The 25,205-nt window shown below is 62.6% G+C and carries 18 protein-coding genes; 10 read left to right on the plus strand and 8 right to left on the minus strand.

Going from position 1 to position 25,205, the window contains the following annotated elements; genetic code table 11:
- Nucleotides 1–38 precede the first annotated feature (38 nt).
- Genes FRZ32_RS02265 through FRZ32_RS02280 form a run of 4 tightly spaced genes read left to right on the plus strand, consistent with a single transcriptional unit; the run spans nucleotide 39 to nucleotide 4,094 of the window.
- Entirely contained in the window at nucleotides 39–1,457 is a 1,419-nt protein-coding gene (locus FRZ32_RS02265; RefSeq protein WP_147041975.1) for a spinster family MFS transporter, read from the plus strand.
- Between the two features lie 11 nt (nucleotides 1,458–1,468).
- Entirely contained in the window at nucleotides 1,469–2,416 is a 948-nt protein-coding gene (locus FRZ32_RS02270) for an NAD(P)H-dependent flavin oxidoreductase (protein ID WP_205008234.1), read from the plus strand.
- A complete protein-coding gene (locus FRZ32_RS02275) occupies nucleotides 2,413–3,162 on the plus strand; it encodes an electron transfer flavoprotein subunit beta/FixA family protein (RefSeq protein ID WP_147041976.1) in 750 nt (249 codons plus the stop codon). The genes FRZ32_RS02270 and FRZ32_RS02275 overlap by 4 nt, the downstream gene beginning before the upstream one ends.
- Complete coding sequence (locus tag FRZ32_RS02280) at nucleotides 3,159–4,094, plus strand: electron transfer flavoprotein subunit alpha/FixB family protein (RefSeq protein WP_147041977.1); 936 nt, start codon at nucleotides 3,159–3,161, stop codon at nucleotides 4,092–4,094. Before FRZ32_RS02275 ends, FRZ32_RS02280 begins: the two co-directional genes overlap by 4 nt.
- A gap of 23 nt (nucleotides 4,095–4,117) precedes the next feature.
- On the opposite strand, the gene FRZ32_RS02285 is transcribed toward FRZ32_RS02280, so the two are convergent.
- Genes FRZ32_RS02285 through FRZ32_RS02295 form a run of 3 tightly spaced genes read right to left on the minus strand, consistent with a single transcriptional unit; the run spans nucleotide 4,118 to nucleotide 7,256 of the window.
- The gene (locus FRZ32_RS02285; RefSeq protein ID WP_147041978.1) at nucleotides 4,118–5,257 is read right to left on the minus strand and encodes an acyl-CoA dehydrogenase family protein; all 1,140 of its coding nucleotides are present in this window, start codon (nucleotides 5,255–5,257) and stop codon (nucleotides 4,118–4,120) included.
- Complete coding sequence (locus tag FRZ32_RS02290) at nucleotides 5,254–6,450, minus strand: acyl-CoA dehydrogenase family protein (protein ID WP_147041979.1); 1,197 nt, start codon at nucleotides 6,448–6,450, stop codon at nucleotides 5,254–5,256. Before FRZ32_RS02290 ends, FRZ32_RS02285 begins: the two co-directional genes overlap by 4 nt.
- Nucleotides 6,447–7,256, minus strand: a complete 810-nt coding sequence (locus tag FRZ32_RS02295; RefSeq protein ID WP_147041980.1) for an enoyl-CoA hydratase/isomerase family protein — start codon at nucleotides 7,254–7,256, stop codon at nucleotides 6,447–6,449. The genes FRZ32_RS02290 and FRZ32_RS02295 overlap by 4 nt, the downstream gene beginning before the upstream one ends.
- 293 nt (nucleotides 7,257–7,549) lie before the next feature.
- On the opposite strand from FRZ32_RS02295, the gene FRZ32_RS02300 reads away from it, so the two are divergent.
- The gene (locus FRZ32_RS02300; RefSeq protein WP_158635804.1) at nucleotides 7,550–8,782 is read left to right on the plus strand and encodes a spinster family MFS transporter; all 1,233 of its coding nucleotides are present in this window, start codon (nucleotides 7,550–7,552) and stop codon (nucleotides 8,780–8,782) included.
- A 364-nt stretch (nucleotides 8,783–9,146) separates the two neighbouring features.
- Here the strand turns inward: FRZ32_RS02300 and FRZ32_RS02305 are convergent, their stop codons facing one another.
- Nucleotides 9,147–9,524 carry a hypothetical protein gene (locus tag FRZ32_RS02305; protein ID WP_147041982.1) on the minus strand — a complete coding sequence of 126 codons (378 nt, stop codon included), beginning with the start codon at nucleotides 9,522–9,524 and terminating at the stop codon, nucleotides 9,147–9,149.
- Nucleotides 9,525–9,695: 171 nt separating this feature from the next.
- Between FRZ32_RS02305 and FRZ32_RS02310 the strand changes: the two genes are divergently transcribed.
- Genes FRZ32_RS02310 through FRZ32_RS02320 form a run of 3 tightly spaced genes read left to right on the plus strand, consistent with a single transcriptional unit; the run spans nucleotide 9,696 to nucleotide 13,055 of the window.
- A complete protein-coding gene (locus FRZ32_RS02310) occupies nucleotides 9,696–11,213 on the plus strand; it encodes a recombinase family protein (protein WP_279379235.1) in 1,518 nt (505 codons plus the stop codon).
- Nucleotides 11,213–12,112, plus strand: a complete 900-nt coding sequence (locus FRZ32_RS02315) for a plasmid partitioning protein RepB C-terminal domain-containing protein (protein ID WP_147041984.1) — start codon at nucleotides 11,213–11,215, stop codon at nucleotides 12,110–12,112. Before FRZ32_RS02310 ends, FRZ32_RS02315 begins: the two co-directional genes overlap by 1 nt.
- Complete coding sequence (locus FRZ32_RS02320) at nucleotides 12,099–13,055, plus strand: plasmid partitioning protein RepB C-terminal domain-containing protein (protein ID WP_243445163.1); 957 nt, start codon at nucleotides 12,099–12,101, stop codon at nucleotides 13,053–13,055. The genes FRZ32_RS02315 and FRZ32_RS02320 overlap by 14 nt, the downstream gene beginning before the upstream one ends.
- 255 nt (nucleotides 13,056–13,310) lie before the next feature.
- On the opposite strand, the gene FRZ32_RS02325 is transcribed toward FRZ32_RS02320, so the two are convergent.
- From FRZ32_RS02325 to FRZ32_RS02335, 3 genes are read right to left on the minus strand one after another with little or no spacing between them, the layout of a single operon-like run.
- Nucleotides 13,311–14,627, minus strand: a complete 1,317-nt coding sequence (locus tag FRZ32_RS02325) for an McrC family protein (protein ID WP_147041985.1) — start codon at nucleotides 14,625–14,627, stop codon at nucleotides 13,311–13,313.
- Complete coding sequence (locus tag FRZ32_RS15505; RefSeq protein WP_243445164.1) at nucleotides 14,627–17,848, minus strand: AAA family ATPase; 3,222 nt, start codon at nucleotides 17,846–17,848, stop codon at nucleotides 14,627–14,629. Before FRZ32_RS15505 ends, FRZ32_RS02325 begins: the two co-directional genes overlap by 1 nt.
- Nucleotides 17,849–21,112 (minus strand): TM0106 family RecB-like putative nuclease, encoded by a 3,264-nt coding sequence (locus FRZ32_RS02335; RefSeq protein WP_243445165.1) that lies wholly within the window; start codon nucleotides 21,110–21,112, stop codon nucleotides 17,849–17,851.
- A 148-nt stretch (nucleotides 21,113–21,260) separates the two neighbouring features.
- Here FRZ32_RS02335 and FRZ32_RS02340 point away from each other — a divergent pair, with 148 nt between their 5' ends.
- Together FRZ32_RS02340 and FRZ32_RS02345 are read left to right on the plus strand one after the other, a co-directional pair.
- The gene (locus FRZ32_RS02340; RefSeq protein WP_147041987.1) at nucleotides 21,261–22,244 is read left to right on the plus strand and encodes a helix-turn-helix transcriptional regulator; all 984 of its coding nucleotides are present in this window, start codon (nucleotides 21,261–21,263) and stop codon (nucleotides 22,242–22,244) included.
- A 20-nt stretch (nucleotides 22,245–22,264) separates the two neighbouring features.
- Entirely contained in the window at nucleotides 22,265–22,936 is a 672-nt protein-coding gene (locus tag FRZ32_RS02345) for a HEPN domain-containing protein (protein ID WP_205008235.1), read from the plus strand.
- Between the two features lie 39 nt (nucleotides 22,937–22,975).
- Here FRZ32_RS02345 and FRZ32_RS02350 read toward each other — a convergent pair whose 3' ends face one another.
- Nucleotides 22,976–24,736 (minus strand): DEAD/DEAH box helicase, encoded by a 1,761-nt coding sequence (locus tag FRZ32_RS02350; RefSeq protein ID WP_158635805.1) that lies wholly within the window; start codon nucleotides 24,734–24,736, stop codon nucleotides 22,976–22,978.
- Between the last annotated feature and the right edge of the window lie 469 nt (nucleotides 24,737–25,205).

Genomic DNA, 25,205 nt, shown 5'->3' on the forward strand with positions numbered 1-25,205 from the left:
AATCGTCTGGAGGGCGCACGCCCGATGCGGGCCAACTTTTGGTTGCTTCGCCGCCGCTGCATAGGTCGTGGTACCGGATGCTAGTCTCTGGAAGGCTCGCAGCAAGAGGAATCCCGCTTATGTCGCTACTGCCGATCGATGGGGCCGAAACCAGAACTGTTGCGCCGCCGATCGCTGCCACGCCGCGCGCCTACGTCCTCGTGATGCTCACGCTCGTCTACATCATGAACATGATCGATCGTAAGATCGTGACCATCCTTCAGGAGCCGATCAAGCACGAGTTCGGCCTGATGGACTGGCAGCTTGGACTGATGAGCGGCTTCGCCTTCGCCACCCTCTATGCCGTGGCGGGCTTTCCGATCGCGCGCTATGCGGACCGGCCGACGAGCAACCGCGTCAACATCATTTCGGGGGCGCTGGTCGCGTGGAGCGCGGCGACGGCGCTTGGCGGCATCGCGCAGAACTATATACAATTGCTGCTCGCGCGGTTCGCGGTCGGCATCGGGGAAGCTGGCTCCGGACCGCCCTCGCATTCCATCATCGCCGATCTCTTCAGGTTGAGCGAGCGGGGCCGCGCGATGGGACTGTTCGCACTCGCTTCACCGATCGGCATCGCGGCGGGCCTTTCGATCGGCGGCTATGTGGCCGATCATTTCAGCTGGCGGGTGGCCCTGCTTCTCGTCGGTCTGCCAGGTCTGCTGCTCGCCCTCGTCTTCCGGGCGACCGTGATCGAGCCGCGTCGCAGCCAAGCCGTGGGGCAAGCGCGGCCGGCCGATCGCCCGGGTTTTCTCGAGACGTTGCGGACCATCGGGCGAAAGCGCACCTTCCAGCTGCTGGTCACCGGCGGCTGCCTCGCGGCCTTCACGAACCTCGGTATCCAATACTGGTACCCGACCTTCTTCATGCGCTCCTTCGGGCTGACGCTCGGAGAAGTCGGACTTGCCTGGGGCGTGGCGTCGGGCACGGCCGGCGTGGTCGGCACATTCGGCGGCGGCTGGTTGGCCGACAAATTCGGCAAGAACAATCCGCGGGCCATCCTCCTCGTCCCCGCCTGCGGCATGGTCCTCGCCCTGCCCTTCCACATCGCCGCGGTCACGGCCGCCGAATGGCACGTCGCCCTCGCGCTTCTGCTGGTCCCGACCACGCTGACGACGCTCTGGGTTGCGCCGAACATGACCCTGAACCAAGGCCTCGCGCCGCTCGCGATGCGCGCCACAATCGTTGCGCTCAGCACCTTCCTCGTTAACCTGGTCGGCCTCGGACTCGGGCCTATGGGCCTCGGCTATCTGAGCGACGTGTTCACCTCCTCCTATGGCAGCACCGAAGCAGGCCTGCGCATCGCGCTGATCGCAATCAGCCCCGTCTACCTGCTCAGCGGCCTCTGCTTTTTCGCGGGCTCCTTCTTCATCCCCCGAGACCTCGAAGATACTGCCGTCGCCGTGAAGCCAGCCTCCTGAAGCGCAATCTTGTGAGCCTGACCCGATCCCAACTGGGCGAGAAGCTGCGGCTGCCCGTATTCGGCGCGCCGATGTTCCTGGTCTCGGGCCCAGGCCTCGTGATCGCGCAATGCCGAGCAGGCATCCTGGGTGTCATGCCCGCACTCAATGTCCGCGACCCGGATCGACTGGGAAGCACGCTCGCAGAGATACGCGAAGCCCTGTCGGGCGAACCGGCCGCTCCGTTTGGCGTCAACCTGATCGCCCACGCAAGCAACCAGCGCCTCGCGCACGACCTTGAGGTTTGCGTCGATCAGCGCGTCCCGCTGATCGTCACGTCGCTCGGAACGTCCGAAGACATTGTAAGGCGCATCCACTCCTATGGAGGCCTGGTCTTCCACGATGTGACGAACACGCGCCACGCGCGCAAGGCGGTGAAGGCCGGCGTCGATGGCATCGTCGCGGTCGCGGCCGGCGCGGGGGGACATGGCGGAACGATCAGCCCGTTCGCCCTTTGCCGGGAAATCCGCGCGATCCACAGCGGGCCAATCGCGCTTGCCGGGGCGATTTCCACCGGCAGCGATATCGCCGCGGCCAGAGCGATGGGGGCCGACTTCGCCTATATGGGCACGCGCTTCATTGCGACGGAGGAAGCGAACATTTCGGATGGCTATGCGCAAATGCTGCTCGCGGCCACGGCCGAAGACATCGTCTACACGCCCCACTTCTCGGGCACGCCGGGCAATTATCTGAAGGCCAGCATCGTGGCGGCCGGACTCGATCCCGACGTGGTTCGGCGCGCAAGCGGCGGCGCGATGCAGGTGACCGACGAGGGCGTAAAGAAGGCCTGGCGCGACATCTGGAGCGCAGGGCACGGGGTTGGGGCAACGGGAGAGGTCATGCCCGTCGCCACGCTGGTCGATCGACTGGAAACCGAGTTTCGCGCCGCCGGTGGCGCTGTTGGAAGGATTTGGAGATGAAGGTCCTGGTCGCCGTGAAGCGGGTGATCGACTATAATGTGAAGCCGCGTGTGAAGGCGGATGGCACGGGGGTCGATCTTGCCAACGTCAAGATGAGCATGAACCCGTTTGACGAGATTGCGGTCGAGGAGGCGATCCGTCTGAAGGAGAAGGGCGCGGCCGAGGAGATTGTTGCGGTTTCGATCGGCCCGGCCAAGGCGCAGGAGACGCTTCGCACCGCGCTTGCGATGGGCGCGGACCGCGCGATCCTGATCCAGACCGACGACGAGGTCGAGCCGCTGGCGGTTGCCAAGCTGCTGAAGGGCGTCGCCGACGAGGAGCAGCCGGGCCTTGTCATTCTCGGCAAGCAGGCGATCGACGATGATTCGAACCAGACCGGGCAGATGCTGGCGGCCCTGCTCGGCTGGCCGCAGGGCACCTTCGCCTCGAAGGTCGAGCTCGCCGGCGACAAGGTGGACGTGACCCGCGAGGTCGATGGCGGGCTGGAGACGGTGCGGCTGAACACGCCGGCGGTCGTCACCACCGATCTTCGCCTGAACGAGCCGCGCTATGCGAGCCTGCCCAACATCATGAAGGCCAAGTCCAAGCCGCTCGCGACCAAGGCGCCGGCGGATTATGGCGTCGACACGAGCCCGCGGCTCACCACGCTCAAGGTGAGCGAGCCGCCCCGGCGCCAGGCCGGCGTCAAGGTCGCGGACGTGGATGAACTGATCGGCAAGCTGAAGAATCTGGGAGTGGTGGCATGAGCGTCGCGATCGTCCTCGTCGAACATGAAGGCGGCGCGATCAAGGACGCGACGCTTGCCGCCGTCACCGCCGCGGCGAAGCTCGGCGAGGTCCATGCGCTGGTCGCCGGCCAGGGCGTCGGGCCGGTTGCCGAGGCCGCCGCGAAGATCGCCGGCGTTGCCAAGGTCCATGTCGCCGACGATGCGGCCTATGCGCACCAGCTGGCCGAGAATGTCGCGCCGGTCGCGGCCGCGCTGATGAAGGACCATGGCGATTATTTCGTCGCGCCGGCGACGACCACCGGCAAGAATGTCGCGCCGCGCGTCGCCGCCTTGCTCGATGTCATGCAGGTCAGCGACATCCTGTCGGTCGAAGGGCCCGACACCTTCACCCGGCCGATCTATGCCGGCAACGCGATCGCGACGGTGAAATCGTCCGATGCCAGGAAGGTGATCACCGTTCGCACCACCGCGTTCGAGAAGGCGGCGGCAAGCGGCGGATCGGGCAGCGTCGAGCCGGTCTCCGGCGGCGGCGATGCCGGGCTCTCCAGCTTCGTCGGCGCGGAGCTCTCGAAGTCCGAGCGGCCGGAGCTGACCAGCGCCAAGGTGATCGTCTCGGGCGGCCGCGCGCTCGGCTCGTCGGAGCAATTCCACGCCCTCATCGATCCGCTCGCCGACAAATTGAAGGCCGGCGTCGGCGCCAGCCGCGCCGCGGTCGATGCCGGCTATGCGCCCAACGACTATCAGGTCGGCCAGACCGGCAAGATCGTCGCCCCCGAAGTCTATATCGCGATCGGCATCTCCGGCGCGATCCAGCATCTCGCCGGCATGAAGGACTCCAAGACCATCATCGCCATCAACAAGGACGAAGACGCCCCCATCTTCCAGGTCGCCGACATCGGCCTGGTCGGCGACCTCTTCAAGATCGTCCCCGAGCTCACCGAAAAACTCTGAGCGTGTTGGGACAAGGCCCGGTATCAGTACCCGGACGCCTCGGCATATCGGCGGACATGATATTCGCGGTCGCCGAACAGATGATCCGCCACCGTCAGCCGCTTGTGAAAATAGCCGACCGGACATTCTTCGGTGATCGCCATGGCGCCGAATATCTGCATCGCGTGCTTCCCGACCAGCCGCGCCGCCTTGCTCATCTGAACCTTGGCGCCCGAGATGGCCTGCGTCCGTGCGGCGTCGGCGGGGTCGTCGGCATAACGGGAAGCCAGCAAGACCATCGACCTGGCCTGCTCGACAGCGACGACCATATCGACCGCTCGGTGCTGCAAGACCTGGAAACCGCCGAGATGTTGGCCGAAGGCCCTGCGGGTCCGCAGATGCTCGATCGTCAATCCGATCAGCATCTCCAGCGATCCGAGGGCTTCGGCGCAAATCGCCGCCGTCGCCCGATCGACCGCCCATTGAAGCAACGGCAACCCGCTGCCGACGGGTCCGACCAGCGCGTCACCGCAGACGTGAACATCGTTCATCACAAGATCTGCGCCACCCGAAAGGTCGAGGTGGCGGTAGGGAATGACGGTGAGGCCCGGCATCCCGCGCTCCAGAAGAAACAGCGAGATTCCCGCTTCGTCATCGTCCTTGCCCGACGTCCGGGCCGCCACCAGAAAATGCTCGGCCTCGTTTCCGCCCAGGACGAGCACCTTTTTCCCCGCAAGCACGAAGCCGTCCTTAGCGGGCTTGGCGGACGCAGCGACGGAATTCAGCCAGTACCGTCCGTGCGCTTCCGAATGGGCGGCCGCGACCCGGGCCTGTCCCGCGGCCACGGCCGGCAGGACGGCCCGGCATTGCGCTTCGCTTCCGGCCGCCGCCAGCAGCCCGGCGCCGAGCACGGCCGTCGCAAGGAAGGATTCGATGACGACACCGTTCCCGAACGCCTCAAGGACAGGAAGCGCCGCATCGAAGCCGAGGCCCATGCCCCCATAGGCTTCGGGAATGAGCAGGCCAGGCAATCCCAATGACCCGATCGGCGCCCATTCGTCCTTCAGGACCGGCACCGGCGTCGCGAAAAAGGAAGACCGCTTCTGGAAGGTGTAATGATCCCGAACCAGGCGCTCCGTGCTTTCACGCAACATGCGTTGCTCGTCGGTGATCTCGAAGTTCATTTGAGTTCCAACTGATGCCGCGCCATCATGTTCTTCTGCATTTCGCTCGATCCGCCCGCGATCGAGAATTTTCGATCCTCGATATAGTCGGCGACCAGCATTCCGGCGCGTCGGGCCGCCTCGCCCGGGTCTTCGCCCTGGACGCGAGCGACGCCGTCGAAAGGCGTGCCGTAGGGACCGACGACGTCGACAATCAGTTCGAGGATCTGCTGCTCGACCTCCGCACCTTGCAGCTTCACGATGTTCGGGGCGCTTCCCACCTCGCGGTTCCGGCTTTCGGATTCCAGCAAGCGCAACGTGGTCATCTCAAGCGCATCGATCGCGATCTCGGCTTCGGCGATCCGGGCCCGAAACACAGGGTCCTGGATGATCGGCTGCCGGCCATCCATTTCGCTGGCAGCGAGGCCTTTGAGCCGGGTGAGGTGCCATTTGGACTGGCCGAGCCGGGCGAAGTTGAATCGTTCATTGGCGAGCAGCCTGCGGGTATCCTGCCATGCGTCGCCGGGCTTTCCGACCACATTTTCATAAGGGACACGCACGTCGTCGAGAAACACCTGGTTGAAGTGATGCTCGCCCACGACCGACCTGATCGGGCGGACGCTGATCCCCGGCGAATCCATGGGGATGATGATTTGCGAAAGACCGCGACTGCCCTTCTGCGACTGATCGGTCCGCAACAGGCAGAGCATCCACCGCGAATGATGCGCGTTGCTTGTCCATATCTTGGTGCCGTTGATGACCCATTCGTCCCCGACCAGATCGGCCCGGGTGGTGAGCGAAGTGAGGTCCGAACCGGCATTGGGCTCGGAACATCCCTGACACCAGCTGTCTTCGAAATTCAGGATGCGTGGCAGGTAAAACCGCTTCTGAGCCTCGCTGCCGGCCCCGATCAGCAGGGGCCCGACGAGCTTTTCCGGCATCGATTCGATGTAGGGAGCGCCTGCGACTGTCGTGATGACCGAGAAGAGATGCTGCTGCATGAGTGTCCAGCCGGGGCCGCCATATTCCTTCGGCCAGGACGGCATCGACCAGCCCTTCTCCCGAAGGATATGCGGCCACACGAAATATTCCTCGCGGCTCAGCACCTCCCGCGCGAAGACCTTGCGCCTTATCTCGTCGGGCAGCGCTTCGGCGACCCACGCCGATATCATCTCGGCAAACTGCCGATCGTCCACGCTGAGATAGGGGGTCATGGCTTCAGGTCCGGCTGGGTGGCCTTGCGACGGTCGCGAAAGGCCTGCATTCGTTCGCGGCCCTCTTCCGCATGGAACAGGACACTGTTGGCGACCCGCTCGATGCTTCGGCCGTTCGTGCGATCCAGCTCGGAAATCAGATCTATCGACAGCTTGGCGAGCGCGAGCGTCTCGGCCGGGTAGCTGGCGAGCTTTTCGCAGAAGGCCGACACGCCCGCCTCGAACAGGTCGTCCGGGAAGACCCGGTGGACAAGCCCGATCGCCAGCGCCTCGCTTGAGTCGACGCTTTCGCCGGCCATGACGAGCCATCTGGTCCAATGCGGTCCGCACAGCCGCGTCGCCCGGCTGACCCCGCCCGAACCCGGCAGATAGCCGAGCGCGACTTCGGGCAGGCTATACCGCGCGCTCGCCGCCGCCAGTCTGAAGTCACAGGAAAGCGAGAGTTCGAGAGCGCCCCCGAGACAGGGGGCATGATGCGCGATCACCACCGGCTTTTCGACGACTTCGATCTTGTCACAGATGGATTGGAGCGATTCCCGATCGACCCCGCCGCGATACCAGCGGCGCGCTTCCATCGTGCTGCCGCCGAAGTCGGGGATGCCGCCCCCGACGAAATCCGACCCCGCTGAAAAATAGCGGCCTTTCGCCCGGATGAGCATCACGCGCAGATCGGGGCGTCGAGCCAGTTCGTCGACTGCGCGCGAGACCGCGCCCGTCATCTCGGTGGTCAGCGCGTTGAGCTTTTGCGGCCGATCGAAAACAACTTCGATAAGCGGGCCGCGCTCGGCTATTTGAACGTCCGCCATCTCATGCTCCCCGCAAGGTTCGCGAGCTTTCCGTCCTAGTGGAGAGTGATAGGCTCGCGGTCCGCGGTTGCGACCCCCCCATCCTTCGGTGTCGGTCCGATATTTCGTCGAGCATCCGCGGCCAACCTTTCGTCGCCGCAGCGCCGCGCTTTGCGCAATGGTCGGTCCCGTGCGGTTTCCCCTAGCCTCGGGCAGGATGTCAGAGGTGCCGACACGACGATCAGCCGCCTCTCTCGGAAAGGATGCGGATGCTGAGCGAGCCTAGATCACGGGGGCGCACCTACACGCTGTGCATGCTGACGCTCATCTACGCGATCAGCGTGATGGACCGGAAGATCATCACGATCCTGCAGGAGCCGATCAAACGCGAGTTTGTCCTCAGCGATTGGCAGTTGGGCCTCATGTCGGGCTTCGCGTTCGTCAGCTTGTACATTGTCCTGGGCATTCCGGTCGCACGCGCCGCCGACAGGGGCGTCAACCGGGTCTCGATCATCGCTTATTCCCTGATAATCTGGAGCGCGGCGACTGCGGCCTGCGGGTTCGTGCAGAATTATGCCCAGCTCGTGGCCAGCCGCATCGCCGTGGGAATCGGCGAAGCCGGCTTCGGCCCTCCGGCGCAATCGCTGATCGCCGATCATTACGTGCCGACCGAGCGCGGCCGCGCCATGGGCATATTCGCGCTGGCGGCGCCTGCCGGCATCATTCTTGGCCTCGGGCTCGGCGGAGCGGTCAGCCAGGCCTTCGGATGGCGGGTGGCGCTGCTCCTTGTCGGGCTGCCGGGCGTGTTGCTGGCGCTGATCCTCAAACTGACGGTGAAGGACCCACGGAATTCGAAAGCCGCCAAGGCGCCCGCCGCCCGACCGGCCGCCAGCTCGCTGCGCGAAGCGGCAAAGGTGATGGCCGCGAAGCGATCCTATGTGCTTCTGCTCTGCGGTGCGAGCACCGGTGCGTTCGCCAATCTGGGTCTGCAAAGCTGGTACCCGTCATTTTTCGTGCGAAGCTTCGGGATGAGCCTCGGCGCGGTGGGTGTGACGTGGGGGATTGCCGCGGGCGTCGCGGGATTGCTGGGCGCCTATGGCGGAGGCTGGCTCGCGGATCGGTTCGGCGCACGGGATCCGAAATTCGTCCTCCTGGTGCCGGCGGTCGCCATGCTGCTCTCTATCCCGTTTCAGATCGTCGCTGTGCTGGCTGGGTCCTGGCTGTTGGCGCTTCTCTTCCTTCTGGTGCCGACGGCACTGAACGCGATGTACATCGCCCCCACCATGTCGTTGAATCAGAGCCTTGCGCCGACTTCCCTGCGCGCGACCTCTGCCGCGTTCAGCACTCTGGTGGTCAATCTCGTCGGACTGGGCCTGGGCCCGGTGCTGCTCGGCCTGGTCAGCGACATATTCGCGAGCATCGCGGGCGATACCGGCGAGGGCCTGCGCCTCGCGCTCATCGCGATCAGCCCCCTTTATCTGCTGACGGCCGCATGCTTCGCGCTTGCATCACGCTCGCTCGCGCGGGACCTCGACATGACGGAGTGACCGAGGCCCGGATCGGGCGGGCGCCAGTTCTGCCCGCCGGGATTTTCGAGGCTCGAGCCGATACGGCCCGCAGCGGATCAAGGCAGGGGCGTTGCGCCGCCTCCAGACATCCGAGGCTGGACGGTGGGATCGACACGGCTGGCGGTGGAGCCAGTCACCTGCGAACTGCTCTCTGGTGGGCCTTTCCCGTTTTGACGGGAATTTAACGGGAAATCCGCTGTTTTCAGCCACAGATGCACGACACGGAAGGCCGCAAAGCCCTGATCTGCGCCGATATGCCAACGGAATTCCCGTAATCCAATAACGGGAATTTATGTCCACTCTTCATGCGTTGGCCGGGATGCTTGCTCCAGCCTGCCGGGAATTATGCTTCCCGGCGGGCCGGATCATGCGCGCCGTCGATCGAGAACTGATCGAGGAGCGCGAGCATGGCCTCAAGCCTGGACCGAAGCGTCGCTACCTCAAGGGCGAGCAACACATCGCGCCGCCCCGCCGCGACCAGGATCCGGGTCAGCACCGGGTTGGAATTGCGCATCAGCGCTACCAGGTGTCGTCCGCGCGGCGCATGCGATCCAGCGAACCAATGCTTGACGCTCCGCTCGCTCGCACCAGTCCAGCGCATAGCGGTTTTCACGCCTTGGTGAGTTCGGCCCAGATCCGTATCCAGAGCTTCCGCTATCATCATGGCAAAAGCCACATCCTCTTCGTCGAGGTGCAACTTCTTGCCCTTTTTCGGCAACATCTTTCCTCTCCTCGATAGCTATAGTCCCAGCGGGACGAGCGCGCCGAATCGCGGCAGCACCCAGAAATCCGCGACCACTTCGAGGTGTTTGAACTGTAAGGATCGGAGGCGGCAAAGTTGCCGAAATGGAGAGATCTTGAGCCTGACCTGAAAGGAGGAGGAGGTCCGCCCATTCGCGCCGCGGAATATGTCCGCATGTCGACCGACCATCAGAAGTATTCGACCGAGAACCAGGCCGATGCAATCCGTCACTATGCCGCAACCCGCGGGATAGAGATTATCCGCACCTATGCCGACGCGGGGAAGAGCGGCCTCAGGATCGATGGCCGGGATGCACTCAAGCAGCTGATCGACGACGTCCAGGCCGGCACCACGGATTTCACCATGGTGCTGGTCTATGATGTCAGCCGGTGGGGCCGGTTCCAGGATGCCGATGAGAGTGCCTATTACGAATATATCTGCAAACGGGCCGGGATCGCTGTCGAGTATTGCGCCGAGCAGTTCGAGAATGACGGAAGCCCCGTCTCCACGATCGTCAAAGGCGTCAAACGCGCCATGGCGGGAGAATATAGCCGAGAACTATCCACCAAGGTGTTCGCAGGCCAGGGGCGCCTGATCGAGAAAGGCTATCGGCAGGGAGGTCCCGCGGGCTTTGGGCTTCGTCGAACTCTGATCGATGAACATGGGAACGTCAAAGCCGCTCTTTCTCGCGGCGAACACAAAAGCATCCAGACGGATCGGGTGATCCTCACACCCGGCCCGGATGAGGAAGTCGCAATCGTTCGCGAGGTATATCGCGCTTTCGTTCACGATAGGCGAGGCGAGCAGGACATAGCCGATCACCTCAACCGTCGCGGCATTTCAACTGACCTTGGCCGTGCCTGGACGCGAGGAACGGTCCACCAGCTGCTGATCAATGAGAAATATGTCGGCGACAATGTCTGGAACCGGCGCTCCTTCAAGCTGAAGAAGAAGCGCGTCCGCAACGATACCGACATGTGGATCCGGGCTCAAGGGGCATTCGAGGCGATCGTCGAAAGGGACATTTTCGAGGCAGCCCGGGCGATCATCAATGCGCGCTCCTTCCGCCTTTCCGATGATGAGATGCTCTCGGCCCTTCGCGGGCTTTACGAACGCGAGGGGCTGCTCTCCGGAATCATCATCGACGAGTGTGACGGAATGCCGTCGAGCAGTGCCTTCAGTTCCCGGTTCGGCAGTCTCCTGCGCGCATACAGCCTGGTGGGATTCAGGCCGGATCGCGATTACCGCTATGTCGAGATCAACCGTTTCCTGCGCGATCTCCATCCCGACGTTCTCGATGAGGTCCTGGACGGCTTTCGGGGCATGGGCAGCGAAATCCAGCAAGAGGAAGAAACCGATCGCATCATCGTCAATGACGAATTCAGCGTCAGCGTGGTCATCGTCCGCTGCGCCTCGACACCCACGGGCTTGCTCCGGTGGAAACTGCGTTTTGACACGTCCCTCGGCACCGACATCACCATCGTGGTGCGGATGGATTCCGCGAACCGCGCACCCCTGGATTATTATCTGTTTCCCAGGATCGATATCGCTTCCGACCGCGTGAGGCTTGCCGAAGAGAACGGCCTGTCCCTCGATGCTTACCGGTTCGAAAGCCTCGACTATCTCTACGAGATCGCAGCCCCAGTCAGCATTGCGGAGGCCGCCTGATGATCACATCGCTTCCCCAGAACATCGAAATGATTCCGATTTCCAAAATTACGGTGCTGAACCCTCGAGCACGAAACAAGCGGCAGCACCGGGAAATCGTGAACAACATCGAGGCCATCGGACTCAAACGTCCCATAACGGTCAGCCGTCGAACCGGTCCGGGAGGCCCGCGCTATGATCTGGTTTGCGGCGAAGGTCGCCTCGATGCCTTCCAGATGCTCGGGCAGACGGCAATCCCGGCTGTGGTTATCGAAGCGCCGGAGAGCGATTGTCTGGTCATGAGCCTGGTGGAGAACATTGCTCGCCCGGTGCAGCGCCCCATCGACGTCATGAAGGAAGTGGGCGCCCTACGTTCACGAGGGCATAATGAAACAGAAATCGCCCAAAAGATCGGCGTCAGTTCCTCCTGGGTCAGCCTGGTGCTGTCGTTGCTGGAGCGCGGTGAGGAACGCCTGCTCGCAGCCGTGGAGACAGGCCTGATCCCGATCACGCTCGCCATGGAGATCGCCCGCTCCGAAGCCGATGATGCGCAGGATGTGCTCCTGGACGCATATGACAAAGGGAATCTTCGCGGAAAGAAGCTCGCGGCGATGCGCAGGCTTCTCGACCTGAGAGCCCGTAACCGCAACAAAGGACTACCCCGAGGTCGGCTTGGGCAGAAGGGCGGCAATCGGCGCCTGACCGCCAACGACCTGATGGAAATTTATCAGCGCGAGGCAGAGAAGCAGCGTCTGCTCGTCAAGAAGTCGGATTATGCTCAAACGCAGCTGCTTTTCATCGTTGAAGCGATGAAGGACCTTCTTGCCGATGATGGGTTCAGCACATTGTTGCGGGCGGAAAGACTCGAGAAGATGCCGCGAGCCCTGCAATCACGGATGGCCGGTCATGTCGATGAGTGACTGGCCCACGCGCACCGAAGGAGACGGTGCCGCCGTTGCCAACGGGCGAGTGGCGCTTGCATTCGACCGGGAATGCGTGACGGTTCCTGTTGAAGCCATCGTGCCGCTCAAAAAGCTCCGCGAAGGGGTTCATCAAAGCAGGAAATATGCGCAGATCGTCAGTTCCATAAAAGCGGTCGGCCTGGTGGAAGCTCCGGTGGTCATCCCCGATCCGCACAACTCCGGAAGCTATTTTCTTCTCGACGGCCATTTGCGTATCGAGGTGCTCAAGGAACTCGGCGTTCCCACGGTCGAATGCCTGATCGGCCGAGACGAGGAAACCTATACCTACAACAAGCGGATCAACCGCCTGCCTCCCGTCCAGGAGCATCGGATGATCGCCCGCGCGATGGAGCGCGGCGTGCCTCAGGAAAGGATAGCCGAAGCGCTGGGAATCGAGGTCCAGTCGGTTCGCAAAAAGTTCCGGCTGCTCGACGGCATTTGCGGCGAAGTCGTGGAAACCCTGAAGGACACCAATTGCTCCATGAAGGTGTTCGACGTTCTGCGGCGCATGTCCACACTGCGGCAGATCGAGGCCGCCGATCTGATGATCGGACAGAATAATTTCACGGTCATGTTCGCCCGGGCTCTGCTCGCCGCAACACCGGAAGACCAGTTAGCCAAGCCACCTCCGAGAAAGAACGGCGCAGTGCCAAATCCAAACCGGCAGCAGATAGCCCGCATGGAACGGGAATTGGCGGTTCTGCAAACACGCATAAAGTCGGTCGAGGACAGCTATGGTATCGACAATCTGCATCTGACGCTTGCCCGCGGATATCTTGCGAAGTTGCTCGGCAACGCCGCGATCGTTCGCTGGCTGTCACATCATCGACAGGAATATCTCGCTGAGTTTCAGCGGGTCGCCGAGATCGACACCCTCGCTGGAGCATCCGAACCGGCCTGACGAGTTGATGGGGACCCGGACCCGATAAGCGCGGGGACCATGGGAGACGCCGCACAGTGGGGCGGATCGAGCATGGCGGTGGGGATGGCGGCGAACCCGCACGGAGCCCACTAGGCTGGCCGCTATCAGGTCCAGCTGCATGCGGAAGCATTACCGCTCCCGCGTCTTGGGCCGGTGTGCCGGCTTGGCCAACCGGCACACCGGTCACAAACGCCACTGTCCGAGGCTCAACCTTTTATCACTGGCGCCTGCGGGTCATCCCGCCAGTTGGCGCGCAACCGGCTCTTCGCCCAGGATCAGGCGGCGAAGCCGCCCCAGAATATCGGTGCTGTTGGCGACGTCGATGCTTGCGGTTTCCAGGATCGTGGCGTGTCCGGTAATCGCATAACGCCCATGAACCGTGTCATCACCGCCGAGGCCCGGATGGTGGGGATAGAGCAGCGTCAGGCGCGGCGCGTCATAGAGCTGGGCATAGGCCATCATCTGGTAGACATCGGCCTGCGAGACGCCCTGCTTGGGATCATCGATCCGCGCGGATATCCGCTTCCACTTGGTGTCGATGACATGGACGACCCTGCCGCCCTGGCGGATCAGGATATCGGGCCGGGTCTGGAACAGGGCGCGCCCGCTGTCCTGCGCGCTCAGACAGAACAGCCGTCCGCCCTGCAACGAAACGGTAAACCCGGTTCCTGCCAAGGCGCGGGCGATCAAGTGCCCGACATATTCCTCGAACAGCGCATTCATCTCAAACAGCATGGCGGTGCCCTGGCCGGCGCCGCCGGTGGTCGTCTGATAGTGGTCCTGCAAAAAGAGCCGGGCCATAGCGAAGAGCTCCTGCCAAGACCGGTTGGTGCGGTCGATCACCACCTGGTCCCAGCGCAGCGCGGACACCGGCACGTCGGTAATATCGGCATAGACAAAGGCCAACTCACGCAGGCGTTGCTGGTTGGCGGGCCGCCGCGAGAGACGCGCCAGGCGCAGCACGGCCGCTTTCATGATCCGGTTGAGCGGCGTGTCTTCGGACAGAAGATCGAAGCGGCAGGCAAGGCACGATGGGGTGACCGCATGGCGGGTGAACTGGCGGGTGATATCGAGTTGGCCGCGCAAGGTCGGCAGATCGTCCTCGCAAGTGATATAGCGGCGCGGCATGCCCTTGCGCAGCGCTTTGGTCAGCTTGTCGCAAAAGATGCGGATCAGGATTTCGAGCAGGGTCTCGCGCTGCCAGGCGAGATCGGTGATGACGCCGAGGTCAATTTTCAAATCCAGCGCGACGGCCAGCATATGCACCAGGCGCTTGCGGATCGCCGCGTTCTGGTGATCGGTTGTTTCACCGGGCGCCACATCGATCTTGGGCAGGATCTCCAGGCTCGCATCGCCCGCTGCCAGAATTCCGACCACGCCGCGCGCGCGCAAGGCATGCCGGCCATGTTCGAGTACGCCGCTGCCGCCGCGTCCGGCAAAGGCCGAGCGTGCCGCCAGGGCCGCCAGCCTCTCGGCATGGCCATCGAGAATCTGCCCCGCGCCTTCGCCATAGGCGAGCTTGTCCCATTCCCGAACCGTATAGGCGGGCATCAGGCGGCAAACTCGGAAAAGTCGAAGCGCGCCTTGACGCTCCAGCGCCGCTTGTCGCCGCCCAGCTCATCGTCGGCAAAACCGGCCGGCGCCGTCAGCCGCCGCGCTTCGAGGAAATGGGAGCCATTGGTGCCGTCGCCATCGCCGAGCACCGCAGCGACCTTTGACCAATCCTCATAGAAATACTCGGTCAAGAGCGGGATGACCTTATGGCGCATGACGTCTTCGACGTCGGCGCGGCTACGGCAGCCAGTGAAATAGGCGTGGCCAATCTGGTGTTCGCGATCGAAGACATATTCGATCCGCTCGTTGATCGTGTGCAGCAGCTTGCACAGATCGATCCCCTCAAGATTTGCTGCATCGAGCCCCCTGGCCGCCAGCGCCCGCCGCAGGTCCTCGACATCGGGCATCAGCTCGCGGAAGGTGAAGCGGCGGCGCAGAGCGGTGTCGAGCAGCGCGATCGAGCGGTCCGCGGTATTCATCGTGCCGATGATGTGCAGGTTGGCCGGCACGCCAAAACTCGTCCCCGAATAGGGAAGCCGCACCCGGACCTCGTTTTCGCAGCCGAGCCGCTTGTCGGTTTCGAGCAGCGTGATCAGCTCGCCGAACACCTTGGAGATGTTGGCCCGGTTGATCTCGTCGATGATCAGGACATGCGGCCGCGCGCCGGCTACTGGCCGCTCGGCATTGGGATCGATCACCACCGCTTCGAGCGCATCCCAGTCGATCCGGTCCGGATCAAGCCGGTAGGCTGACTGACGACGGAAATTGCGGGCGTAGAACGGTGCGCGCTCGGCGCCATTATCATCGCGCCAGATCCATTCGACGCTGCGTCGATGCGGATGGAAATCGGCGTCGGCATCGAAATAATACTCGCCGCTCACCCGGCCAAAGGCACGGTAGCTGTCACGGCCATCGGAGATGACGACATAGTCGCCGACCTGCAGGCCGGAGCGAAAGGCGTAAAGCATCTCGATATTGGGGTCCTTGCCGGATGCGTCGGGATCCTTCTCCTCGTTCCACGTTTTCCGGATTTCTTCGAAATCATCAAAGCGCTCGTCGGACCAGTCGATATCGCCGCCCCAGCCGAGATGGATCAGCCCGCCATCGAGCCCTTCGCGGATCCGGTCTTCCTGGCTGCCGCGCTGACCGAGCGCGATCTTGTAGATCGGGCGCGAGCGATCGAGCCGCTTGGCCGGCGCATCTCCGGTGTCGAGCCGCGCTCTCTCGCTGATGATCTTGAACACGCCGGCATGGGGCTTGAGACTAAAGCCACCCGAAGTGCTGGCAGCCTCATCGTCGCCTTCCTGTTCGACTCCTGTCGTCGGCCGCAGCCCCTCGACGAAATCCTCGTAGGCGAAGGACTGGTGAAAGGTGACGAACTCGATCCGTCCTTCGCCGGCAAGACGGCGATACTCGGCCATCAGGGTGTCGCGGTCACCGCGCAGTGGTTCGGCTGCGGCATCGCCCAGGCAAAGCCGCACGGCCTCCCAGGCCGTGGCATAAGTCTTGCCGGTCCCGGGCGGGCCGTAAAGGATGAGATTAGTGGTCGCCGGCATCGCGGTCATCGGTTCAAAGGTCATGGTTTGGTGCCCTTCCGCTGAGGCGAGCTGGTAGGTGAAGACGGTGGAACTGCTAGGATTTGGCAACGTGTGCGAGGGCGCGGGGACATTGGCGAGCTTCTGAAATTTCTCCCCGCCAAGCGCGCTGCAGATCGCCGGGAACGCGTCGCGCAGTCCCATGTCGCGGCCAAGGTCACCGGCGCGGATTGCAATGTCTGCCGCGCCGTTCTCACGCGCCGGTTCGACATAATAGTTTCGCGCACAGAGCCGGATGCGATCTGCGTCGCGGATCAGATGCTCGTAGCGCTCGGGCGGGGTGACCGGGGCGTCATCGGCATCGACGATGATGTAACCTGCATTGTGGAGCTGGGCGGCGGCATCGGCCTTCTGTCCCCACCCGCCATTGAGCTGCGTCTTGCCGCGCAGGAAGCCGACGATCGGCTTGGAGGGATAGACCCGACCCGGTCGCGCGCGTGTCGAGCGCACCCAATAGTCGCGCGGCTCACCAAAGGCTTCGAAGATGGCGGCGTGCTCGCCCGACTGGCGGTAGCTGTCATAGGCGTCCATCGCCGCCTCGATCGCATCGCGCGAAAAGGTCGCCACATCTTCTTCCTTGTAATTGTGGACGATCCACAGCGCGCTTTGCACGTCGATCATGTCGCGCGGCGCCAGACCCCGGTCCGCAAAAGCAGCGCGCACGGCCTGCATGAAGCGCCATTCGTCGCGGTAGGTGTCGGCCATCGACGCATGATCGGGAAAGCGGCTGCCGACGGCTTCGAGCCACAGATCCTGGCGCACCGAATGGCGGATATAGATGCCTTCGTGCGGAGCGAGATGGAGGAACAGGAATTCGGCGATCTGCCGCGCCGGATCAGGCTTGCCGTCCGGAACAGCCGCAATCCACGCGTCAACAAAGGTCTCCAGTGCCGAGGCGTGACCGTCGGCTGCGCCAAGCGCGGCGTCGACAAGCGCGCGCAAGGCCGGCCAGAGCTGCTCGCGATCGGCGTCGCCTTTGGGCGACATCGGCCAATAAGCGCGCCATTGCAGCAGATTGCTTTTGGCCAGCGCGGTGTTGACGGCATCGGCCAGTTCCTGGTCGGAACCGGCCTGTTCGATCGCCGTCCTGAGCTCGGCGGCAATCGCCAATTTGTAGGTCCGCTCCGCCTCATCGAAATGCGAATCGGGCGGATCGAAACGGTCGAAGGCGGGAAAGAAATGGCGCAGCCGCTCGATCCAGCGCGTGATCGCAGCCGGATTGAGCATCAGCGCATCGCCGGACTGCAACAGCACCGCGATCAGCCGGCGCAGGGTCTCGGCGCTCTCGATCTGTATGAGAATGCAATCCGTTCTATCGAATGCCCATCTGTTATCCAAAGCCGAAATCCGGCCGCCTCCGCCTTCCTGATAGGGCTTCGGGGTTCCGGTAAATCCCTTCGCTTCAACACGGGACTTAAACTTGGTGTGGAGGTAAAAGTTCTCTGGCTGCCGGATTTCCCATAGCAGCCGTTCGCCCTCGCCGAACTCAAACGACACCATGTATTGGGTGCCATGGCCCGGGCGGAGGTCCGAGCTGCGGATGAGCTGGAAAATCGCTCGCCGCAGCGGTGAGGGTTTACTCTGTTCGTTCTTATCGAGGCTTGCCTCAATATCCGTCCACATTCACAACTCTCCAAATTCAGGCAATGCGCACAGCGTGTTGACGAGACGCATCTGTTCGACGGTGTCGCATTTTGCTTCGCGCAGCCGCGGTGCGCCGAAGACGAGCGCGAGGCCTTTGGTGCGCGAGACAGCGACGTTGATGCGGTTGAGCGAGAACAGGAAATCCATGCCGCGCGGTGTTTCCTCGACCGAGGAGGCGGTCATGGACACCAGGCAGACGGGTGCTTCCTGCCCCTGGAATTTGTCGACCGTGCCGACACGAATGCCAGCGGGCAAGGCGTCCTGCAGGGCATTGACCTGCGCATTGTAGGGCGCAACGACGATGATATCGGCGGGCTCAAGGGCGCGCATTGTCCCATCCTTGTCGGTCCAGCTTCCCGAGAGCAGATCGTCGATCGCCGCCTGAATGGCCGCGACTTCCTCGGCTGCGATCTGGGCATTGCCCTCATGAACGACCGGCACCCAGAAAGCGCCAGCTTCAGGAAAGCCCGTCCCGCGCACGGCCTGAAAGGTGGTGTCGGGATCGCTGACCAGCCGGCCCTCATAGACCTGCTGCGAAATAAACCCGCACACATCGGGATGCATGCGGCGTGAGACCGGCAGGAAGATGCCGCGATCGGGCGGGATGGTGGCGTGTTCGCCCAGCATCCACTCGAGACAAGAAAGGTTGGCCGGATCGGGGTGAGCGCCCTGGATGACCTGCGGCAATTGACGCGGATCGCCGACTAAGACGATGTTGCGCGCGCAGCGTCCCATTGCGACCATATTGGCCAGCCCCACTTGCCCGGCTTCGTCGACGAAGAGCCAGTCGAGCGCCTGCTCGTGCTCCGACCGGGCAAAAAAGAAGGCGGTGCCGCCGACCACATGGGCGCGGCTCCAGAGGGAATCGTCATTGGCCGTCGCGCGGATGACGCCGAAACAGTCATCCGGATAACCGTCTTCGCCGCTGCTGACCTTGTGCCCGATGCGCAGCCCCGGAACAGGATCTCCATCTTCTTGCGCGGCAAGGCATCCCATCAGCACATTGCGGATCGCCTCGTGGCTGTTCGAGGCCACGCCAACGCGGTGCCCCTGGCGCACCAGCGCTAGAATAGCCCGCGCGGTGACATAGGTCTTGCCGGTTCCCGGCGGCCCCTGGATCGGCAGCACAGTGCCATCCATGGCGGCGATCGCCGCGATCGTGCCGGTCAGGGGATCGGCGCCATTGAGCAGATCGGCGTGCGGTCCCGTCACCAGACGTGGGGCCGTGCGCGCCAGCAGATCATCGAGCGCGGTCAGGCGGCGCACGCCACATTGATCCTCGATTACATCACGCAGGGCCGCGGCAATGACGTCCGTATTGAGCGGCCAGTCGGGGTGGAGCGTCAGGCGATCGGTCAAAAGATGCGCCTTGGCCGCCCCGGCCTTGATCGCGATGATCCGCTCGGAGCGGTCGAGCTCTTCGATGCTGACAGTCACCGGCGGTCCGTCGATGACCGGAACCGTCGCTTTGCGCCCGGCGCGCAGCTTGGTCTCCTGAAGCGGAAAACGATAGCGGCGCAGCACCGAGCGTTTGACGGGTTCTGCCGGACCTATGGCTTCCAGACCGGCCAGTGCATCGAGATCGTCGATCAGCTCATCCTCGTCCTTGCCAGCGCTGTCGAAAACCGCCCATTGCGCCGGCTTGGCCTCGCGCTTGTGGAACAGGCCGAGGTTGAACAACATGTCTTGCCGCTCCTGCGGCAGACCGGATGCGGCAAGCCTCGCGCGCAACGCCTGCGTATCGGCGTCCTCCTCGACTTCCTTGTCGCCGGCATCCACCGCAAGTACCGGCCAGGGCGCGGCGGGACGGATGCTCACCAACCAGTCGCGCAGCTCCTCGGTCGAGATACAGTCGATGCGGTTATAGTCTTCGATCTCGTCGAGGATCGTTTGTTCGCCGGTTTCGCGCCAGCGCTCATAGGCAACGACCGAACCGCCGGCGGTTTTGACCTCACCTTCGCGCACCCGGCCATAGAAGGCTTCCATCGACTTGATCGAGTAATTGGCTTCCGAGCCGATCAGCGCGCCGCGCACCACCGCGAAAAGATCGACAAAGCGCCGCTCGCGCAGCAGGCGATCGAGAAAGGCTTCGCCAATTCCATATCGTGCGGTCAGCCGCCGCAAGGCGGTGATCTCATAGGGCGCATAGTGATAGATGCGCGCTTCGGGATAGGCCGCGAGCCTTTGCCGAAAAAACTCCAGAAGGTCCGCCAAAGCCCGCGCTTCGGCACCGTGGTCGTGCGCCCAGAAAGCCTTGAGCTGGCCATCGAACCAGACACCGTGGAGATATTCGAGGCCACCATCGTAATGCGGATCGCCCTCGATATCGTAGAAAAGATCGCCCGGCTGCGGCGCGGGCAAAAGATCGAAGCCCTTGCCGGGTTCAGCCTCACGCAGCTCAAAGGCCGGCGCCCCGGTCTTGCGGGCGTGCTGCAGGCGCGCCTGCGTCACCAGCCGCGCCCGGGTGGTCTCGGCCATGCCGCGGATGGGCTGATCGAGCCCGGCCAACCGCTCCATGGTGGTGATGCCAGCCGCTTCGAGCTTCTTGACCTGTGTCCGGGTAATATTGGCGACGTTGAACAGGCTGTCCTCGGCCTGCCACTGGCTTTCGCAATGATCGCCCCAGCGGCAAAGCCCACAATCGGCACAAGGGATCGGCCGGGTCGGCGCCGGGTTCTCCAGGAAAGCCTCGAGCCGCTGACGCGCCATGCGCGCATAGGCCTGATAGTCTGCGAGCCGTAGCTGCGCCCGGCTGCCATCACCCAGTTCAACATGGGCAAATTCCGGGGCGACACCCTGAATCTCGGTCAGCAAATCCGAGTAGAGCACCAGTTGCAGCACATGTTTGGGATGGGGCCGCCGCTTGAGCTTTGTGTCGGTGACTTCGTAGCTGAAGGGGCCGAGATCCGACGGACGCTCTACGCGTTCGAGAAAGTCCGACCAACCGCCCCAATTGTCGCCCAGCAACGCCCCCTGAAAGACGATCTGTGGTCCGCTTGCCAAAGCCGCCCGGGTCGTCTGCGCATTCTCGGCAAGGTCGGACCGATCGATCTCGATCACCGACACATCCGATGCCTTGAGCTTGGCTAGATGAGCAGCCTCGTGGGCGTCGCCCTGCTTCTGGAGCAGCGCGGCATCTTCGGTATCTTCGCGCGGCACTGGCCCCTTGCCGTGCATATAGGCGAGATCGAGCGCGGTCGCGTGAGCGCAGCCCATGAACCGCATCAGATCCGATGCGGACAAGAGTATCCGATCTCCCTCAATAGTTCGCATTGTTGCCCCCTCGTCGAATGCAACCCGCAACAAGACTTGCATCTCGACAGATTGCACGTTCAGCCATAGCGTGTGTGGGTGTCAATATCTGACATAGTCTGTGACCAGGATTTGCATCATGTCGTTCGCCAAGGCTCAGGACCTGATCAGGCTGGCGCGTCTGGCCGCCACCCGGCGGACGGGGATTGGCCTCGATGAGATCTGCGAGGAATTCGGCGTTTCGCATCGCACGGCGCAGCGCATGACCGATGCGCTGGAGACCGTATTCACCAATGTCGAAGCGGTCGATGGCGACGATCGCAGGCGGCGCTGGCGTGTCGCCGACCCCATGCTCGACCGGCTTCAGACCCGCCAGGAAACAGCAGTCGAAGCGCTGGAGATCGCCAGCCGAACGGCGCGCGGCGATGGCCGGCTACGCCACGCGGCGGCACTCGAAGACCTGCGTGACGGACTGTTAGCCCGGCTGACCCCGAAGGATGCGCTGCGCACCGAAGCCGATGTCGAGGCGGTGCTGCTGGCAATGGGCTCGGTCACGCGGCCCGGCCCGCGCGTCAATCTGGCGCCGGCGGTGCTCGATGCCGTGATCGAGGGACTGCGCGGCCCGTTTCGTCTGCGGCTGCGCTACCGGGACGAGGATGCGCCTGAACGGATCATCGAGCCGTACGGGCTCCTGCTGGGGCATCGCAGTTATCTGGTGGCGCGCCAGCCGGCGCGCGGCGAAGACATGCTGAACTTCCGGATGGACCAGATCCTGAGCGCCCAGACCCTCGATGAGAGCTTCAGCCTGATGCCCGGCTTTTCGCTGGAGAACTATGCGGCGCAATCCTTCGGCGTCTACCAGGACCCGGCACAATATGATGAGGTCATCTGGCGTTTTGCGCCGCATGCCGCAGCAAGGGCGGCCGAATTCTGTTTTCACCCAAAGCAAACGGTTGAGGTGCAAGAGGATGGCGGGCTTATCGTGCGCTTTCACGCGGCGGGCTGGCTCGAGATGGCGTGGCATCTCTATCAATGGGGCGATGCGGTCGAGGTTATCGCGCCCGAGGGGCTGCGCACCCTGGTCGAAAATTACCGCAGGAGCGATTTTGGCGCCCTGCCATAAGGCAACAGGAACGAAGCGGAATGACCACAAAGACGAGCCTCACCCATGCAGAACTGAAAACCAAGCAGCGCGCGATTCGTGAGGACTTTCCGGAGACGATGGGCCTGCGTGTCCATCGCGCCATCAGCTGGATCGGCCGCGCCGAGGCCTGCGGGACCGACGACGACGCCAAATTCATCTTCCTATGGATCGCGTTCAACGCCGCTTATGCCGATGAGGGCGAATTCCAGACCATCCAGCCGGGCGAGCGCGCCGCCTTTGCCGACTTCTTTGGAAAGTTGATCACGCTCGACGAGCAGCGCCGCATCTATGGGGCGATCTGGCAGCGCTTTTCGGGGCCGGTGCGGCTCCTGATGGAGAACCGCTACGTCTTCAATCCGTTTTGGCAGCACCATAACGGGATTGTCGGCTTCGAGGATTGGGAAGATCGTTTCAGGGCCTCCACGCGTGCCTTCGCGCAGGCCATCCAGAGCGGCGACACCAAGCGCGTGCTCAGCTTCGTCTTCGACCGGCTATATGTACTGCGCAACCAGCTCGTCCATGGCGGCTCGACCTGGAACAGCGGTATCAACCGCACCCAGGTCCGCGATGGTGCGGCGATCCTCGGCTTCCTGATGCCCGTCTTCACCGATCTGATGATGGACAATCCAGACAAGGACTGGGGCAAGCCCTTCTATCCAGTCGTTCCTTGATAGCCAGCAAGGCATCGGTGGGGCAGATCGTTCGCAGCCTTATCCAGCCGTCGCAAAGGAAAACGGCCGCATATATCGGTCACTGGTCTGGAAGATGCCTGAGGAAATATGCTGGAGGCGAGAGATCGTCGGATTGGTAAGTTCGGACGCATGATAGGGGATGATCACGTGGGCTTGGGCGCGTGAGATCGCCACATTGATCAGCCGATCACCTTCCTTCCCACGGAGAAAACTGGACGTTGCGTCGACCGGATCAAAGATGATCACCTTGCGCTCACTACCCTGCGCGCGATGGACTGTACTGACGGAGATCGTCGGGTGCCGGCGTTTCAGGAAACTCCTGATCAGGGTCCGTTGCGCACGGAAAGGCGTAAGGATCAGAACGTCATCCGCATCGATGTAAGAGCCAGCGAGATGATCAATAATCGCCTCAACCATTTTGGCCGACTGAAAACGGATGAAGCCACCGTAATTATGCGAGTACTGGTAGGGCTCCGACACTTGCTCGAAACACACGCGCGGAACTTCACGCCCGTTCACGTAATACGGACTGCGATACACCTTCCAGGCCTTGTCCCGTTGGGCTTTGCGGCAAACCGTCAGCTCGCCATTGTAGAAGGTTCTGCTCACTGCATGGCAAATCCCCATGGCCATACGGGACTGTTCGTTCAGAAATGTAGTCGGCGCGTGGGCAAATAGATCAAAGGCAGTCTTTGCGAGCAGATTCCGATGGACCTGACCGTCAGACTGGACGATCGGCGAAAGCTGCTTGGGATCACCGGCAAAAATCGTTTGCTGCCCAAGTGCCGGAACCATGAGGGCCGCCGGCCCGATTATCTGACTGGCTTCGTCGCAGATGACGAACGGCCATGGCCCTGCGGCCTTCAAGACATGATGCCACTTGACCGCCGTGGCGACAGTGACCCCTACAACACGGGCGCTATGGGCGACGCTTTCAATATCCGCGCCAAGCTCCTTGCGTGCAGCCGCGAGGCGATCCTTCCATCTGACATATTCGGCAATCTTGCTTTTTGATGGTTCGGATGCCTCCAAAAGCAGAAATTCCGTAACTTTCTGGTCCAATCCGGCGACCAGAAGATGGGGACGGTCAACATACTTGCGCGGATCGAAATGCGCGCCGACTCGCTTCATCTGCTCGGCGATGTCGGGGCGCCCGGTTTTGGTCAACCAGTCATCGATAGACAAAAGAGCCGTGTCCACCGCCACGTTGGTCGGGCCGATGACCAATATGCGCGCTTTACTGAACCGCCGCAGAAGATAGGTGCCCAGCGCGCCAACCGTAAACGTCTTGCCCGTTCCGGGCGGACCAATCACCACCGAGCACCGGTATGCGGCATTTTGAACTGCAGTTTTCTGGCGCTCGCGCAGCTCGTCGAATTCAGGACCAAGCGGACGTATTTGCTGTAGCGGTTCGGTTTCTTCTTTGGACTGGCGCAATCGCTTCGCCGCCAGCTTGCCCATTTCCCCGCCCCACATATCGATAAGCGGGCCAAGAAAATCTCCGGGGAACAACCAAAGTGTGTCGCCAATGTTGGGCTGCCCGCCGGTCGCAGGCAACACAATGATGCGCTCGAGGTCCGCATCGACGACCTTGATCAAGCCCGCATATTCAAGTTCCGCACCCCATTTGACACGAACGCCTTCCAAGGCCTCGTCAATGGCGACACGGTTACGGCCTTTGAGCGGCTTAACGCTCAAGATCAGATAGTGCTCCTCCCAGAACACCGAGGCGACCTCTAAGCCGCCGCCCTTCTGAGTGATACGGCGTTCTGCTTCCAAAGCAGTTTGTATGGACTGTCGGGTAATCGCCATAAAGTAGGTCAGGCTGCCAACTTCAAAGCTCGAGAACCTACCTCACCCAAAAATATCATATAGTAACGCTTACGTCCCATTCGCCCCCTCTTGCCCTGCATCATTCAGACCCTAAGCAGTCAGCACCGACAACCAGACTAAGGTATCAGCAATACCTGTTAATAATTTTCCATTGCCACGAGACAGATGTGGCATTGTCAATGGGAACGGTGCAACTGGGCCAGTTCGTTCCCAACGCAAAACAGCCATCAACGTTTATACTAAGACTTGGGCAAGCCCTTTCAGCCTAGCGTGCTTTGACCCGCCCATTTCGTGCTCTGCATTCTTATGGCGCATGACATGCGCTATTCACGCACGGCAAAGCGTAAATCGGACCGGGATTGCAATGGGGGCACCAGAAAGCATATAAGGCTCTCGTGCTTGGAGACAGGCACAC

This window comes from Sphingosinicella ginsenosidimutans (genome assembly GCF_007995055.1).
Taxonomy (GTDB): domain Bacteria; phylum Pseudomonadota; class Alphaproteobacteria; order Sphingomonadales; family Sphingomonadaceae; genus Allosphingosinicella; species Allosphingosinicella ginsenosidimutans.

Bases quoted from the DNA above. Each gene is read 5' to 3' on its own strand.
- FRZ32_RS02275 (WP_147041976.1), top strand. From the start codon at position 2,413: ATGAAGGTCCTGGTCGCCGTGAAGCGGGTGATCGACTATAATGTGAAG.
- FRZ32_RS02280 (WP_147041977.1), top strand. From the start codon at position 3,159: ATGAGCGTCGCGATCGTCCTCGTCGAACATGAAGGCGGCGCGATCAAG.
- FRZ32_RS02285 (WP_147041978.1), bottom strand. From the start codon at position 5,257: ATGAACTTCGAGATCACCGACGAGCAACGCATGTTGCGTGAAAGCACG.
- FRZ32_RS02290 (WP_147041979.1), bottom strand. From the start codon at position 6,450: ATGACCCCCTATCTCAGCGTGGACGATCGGCAGTTTGCCGAGATGATA.
- FRZ32_RS02295 (WP_147041980.1), bottom strand. From the start codon at position 7,256: ATGGCGGACGTTCAAATAGCCGAGCGCGGCCCGCTTATCGAAGTTGTT.
- FRZ32_RS02300 (WP_158635804.1), top strand. From the start codon at position 7,550: ATGCTGACGCTCATCTACGCGATCAGCGTGATGGACCGGAAGATCATC.
- FRZ32_RS02305 (WP_147041982.1), bottom strand. From the start codon at position 9,524: ATGTTGCCGAAAAAGGGCAAGAAGTTGCACCTCGACGAAGAGGATGTG.
- FRZ32_RS02315 (WP_147041984.1), top strand. From the start codon at position 11,213: ATGATCACATCGCTTCCCCAGAACATCGAAATGATTCCGATTTCCAAA.
- FRZ32_RS02320 (WP_243445163.1), top strand. From the start codon at position 12,099: ATGTCGATGAGTGACTGGCCCACGCGCACCGAAGGAGACGGTGCCGCC.
- FRZ32_RS02325 (WP_147041985.1), bottom strand. From the start codon at position 14,627: ATGCCCGCCTATACGGTTCGGGAATGGGACAAGCTCGCCTATGGCGAA.
- FRZ32_RS15505 (WP_243445164.1), bottom strand. From the start codon at position 17,848: ATGTGGACGGATATTGAGGCAAGCCTCGATAAGAACGAACAGAGTAAA.
- FRZ32_RS02340 (WP_147041987.1), top strand. From the start codon at position 21,261: ATGTCGTTCGCCAAGGCTCAGGACCTGATCAGGCTGGCGCGTCTGGCC.
- FRZ32_RS02345 (WP_205008235.1), top strand. From the start codon at position 22,265: ATGACCACAAAGACGAGCCTCACCCATGCAGAACTGAAAACCAAGCAG.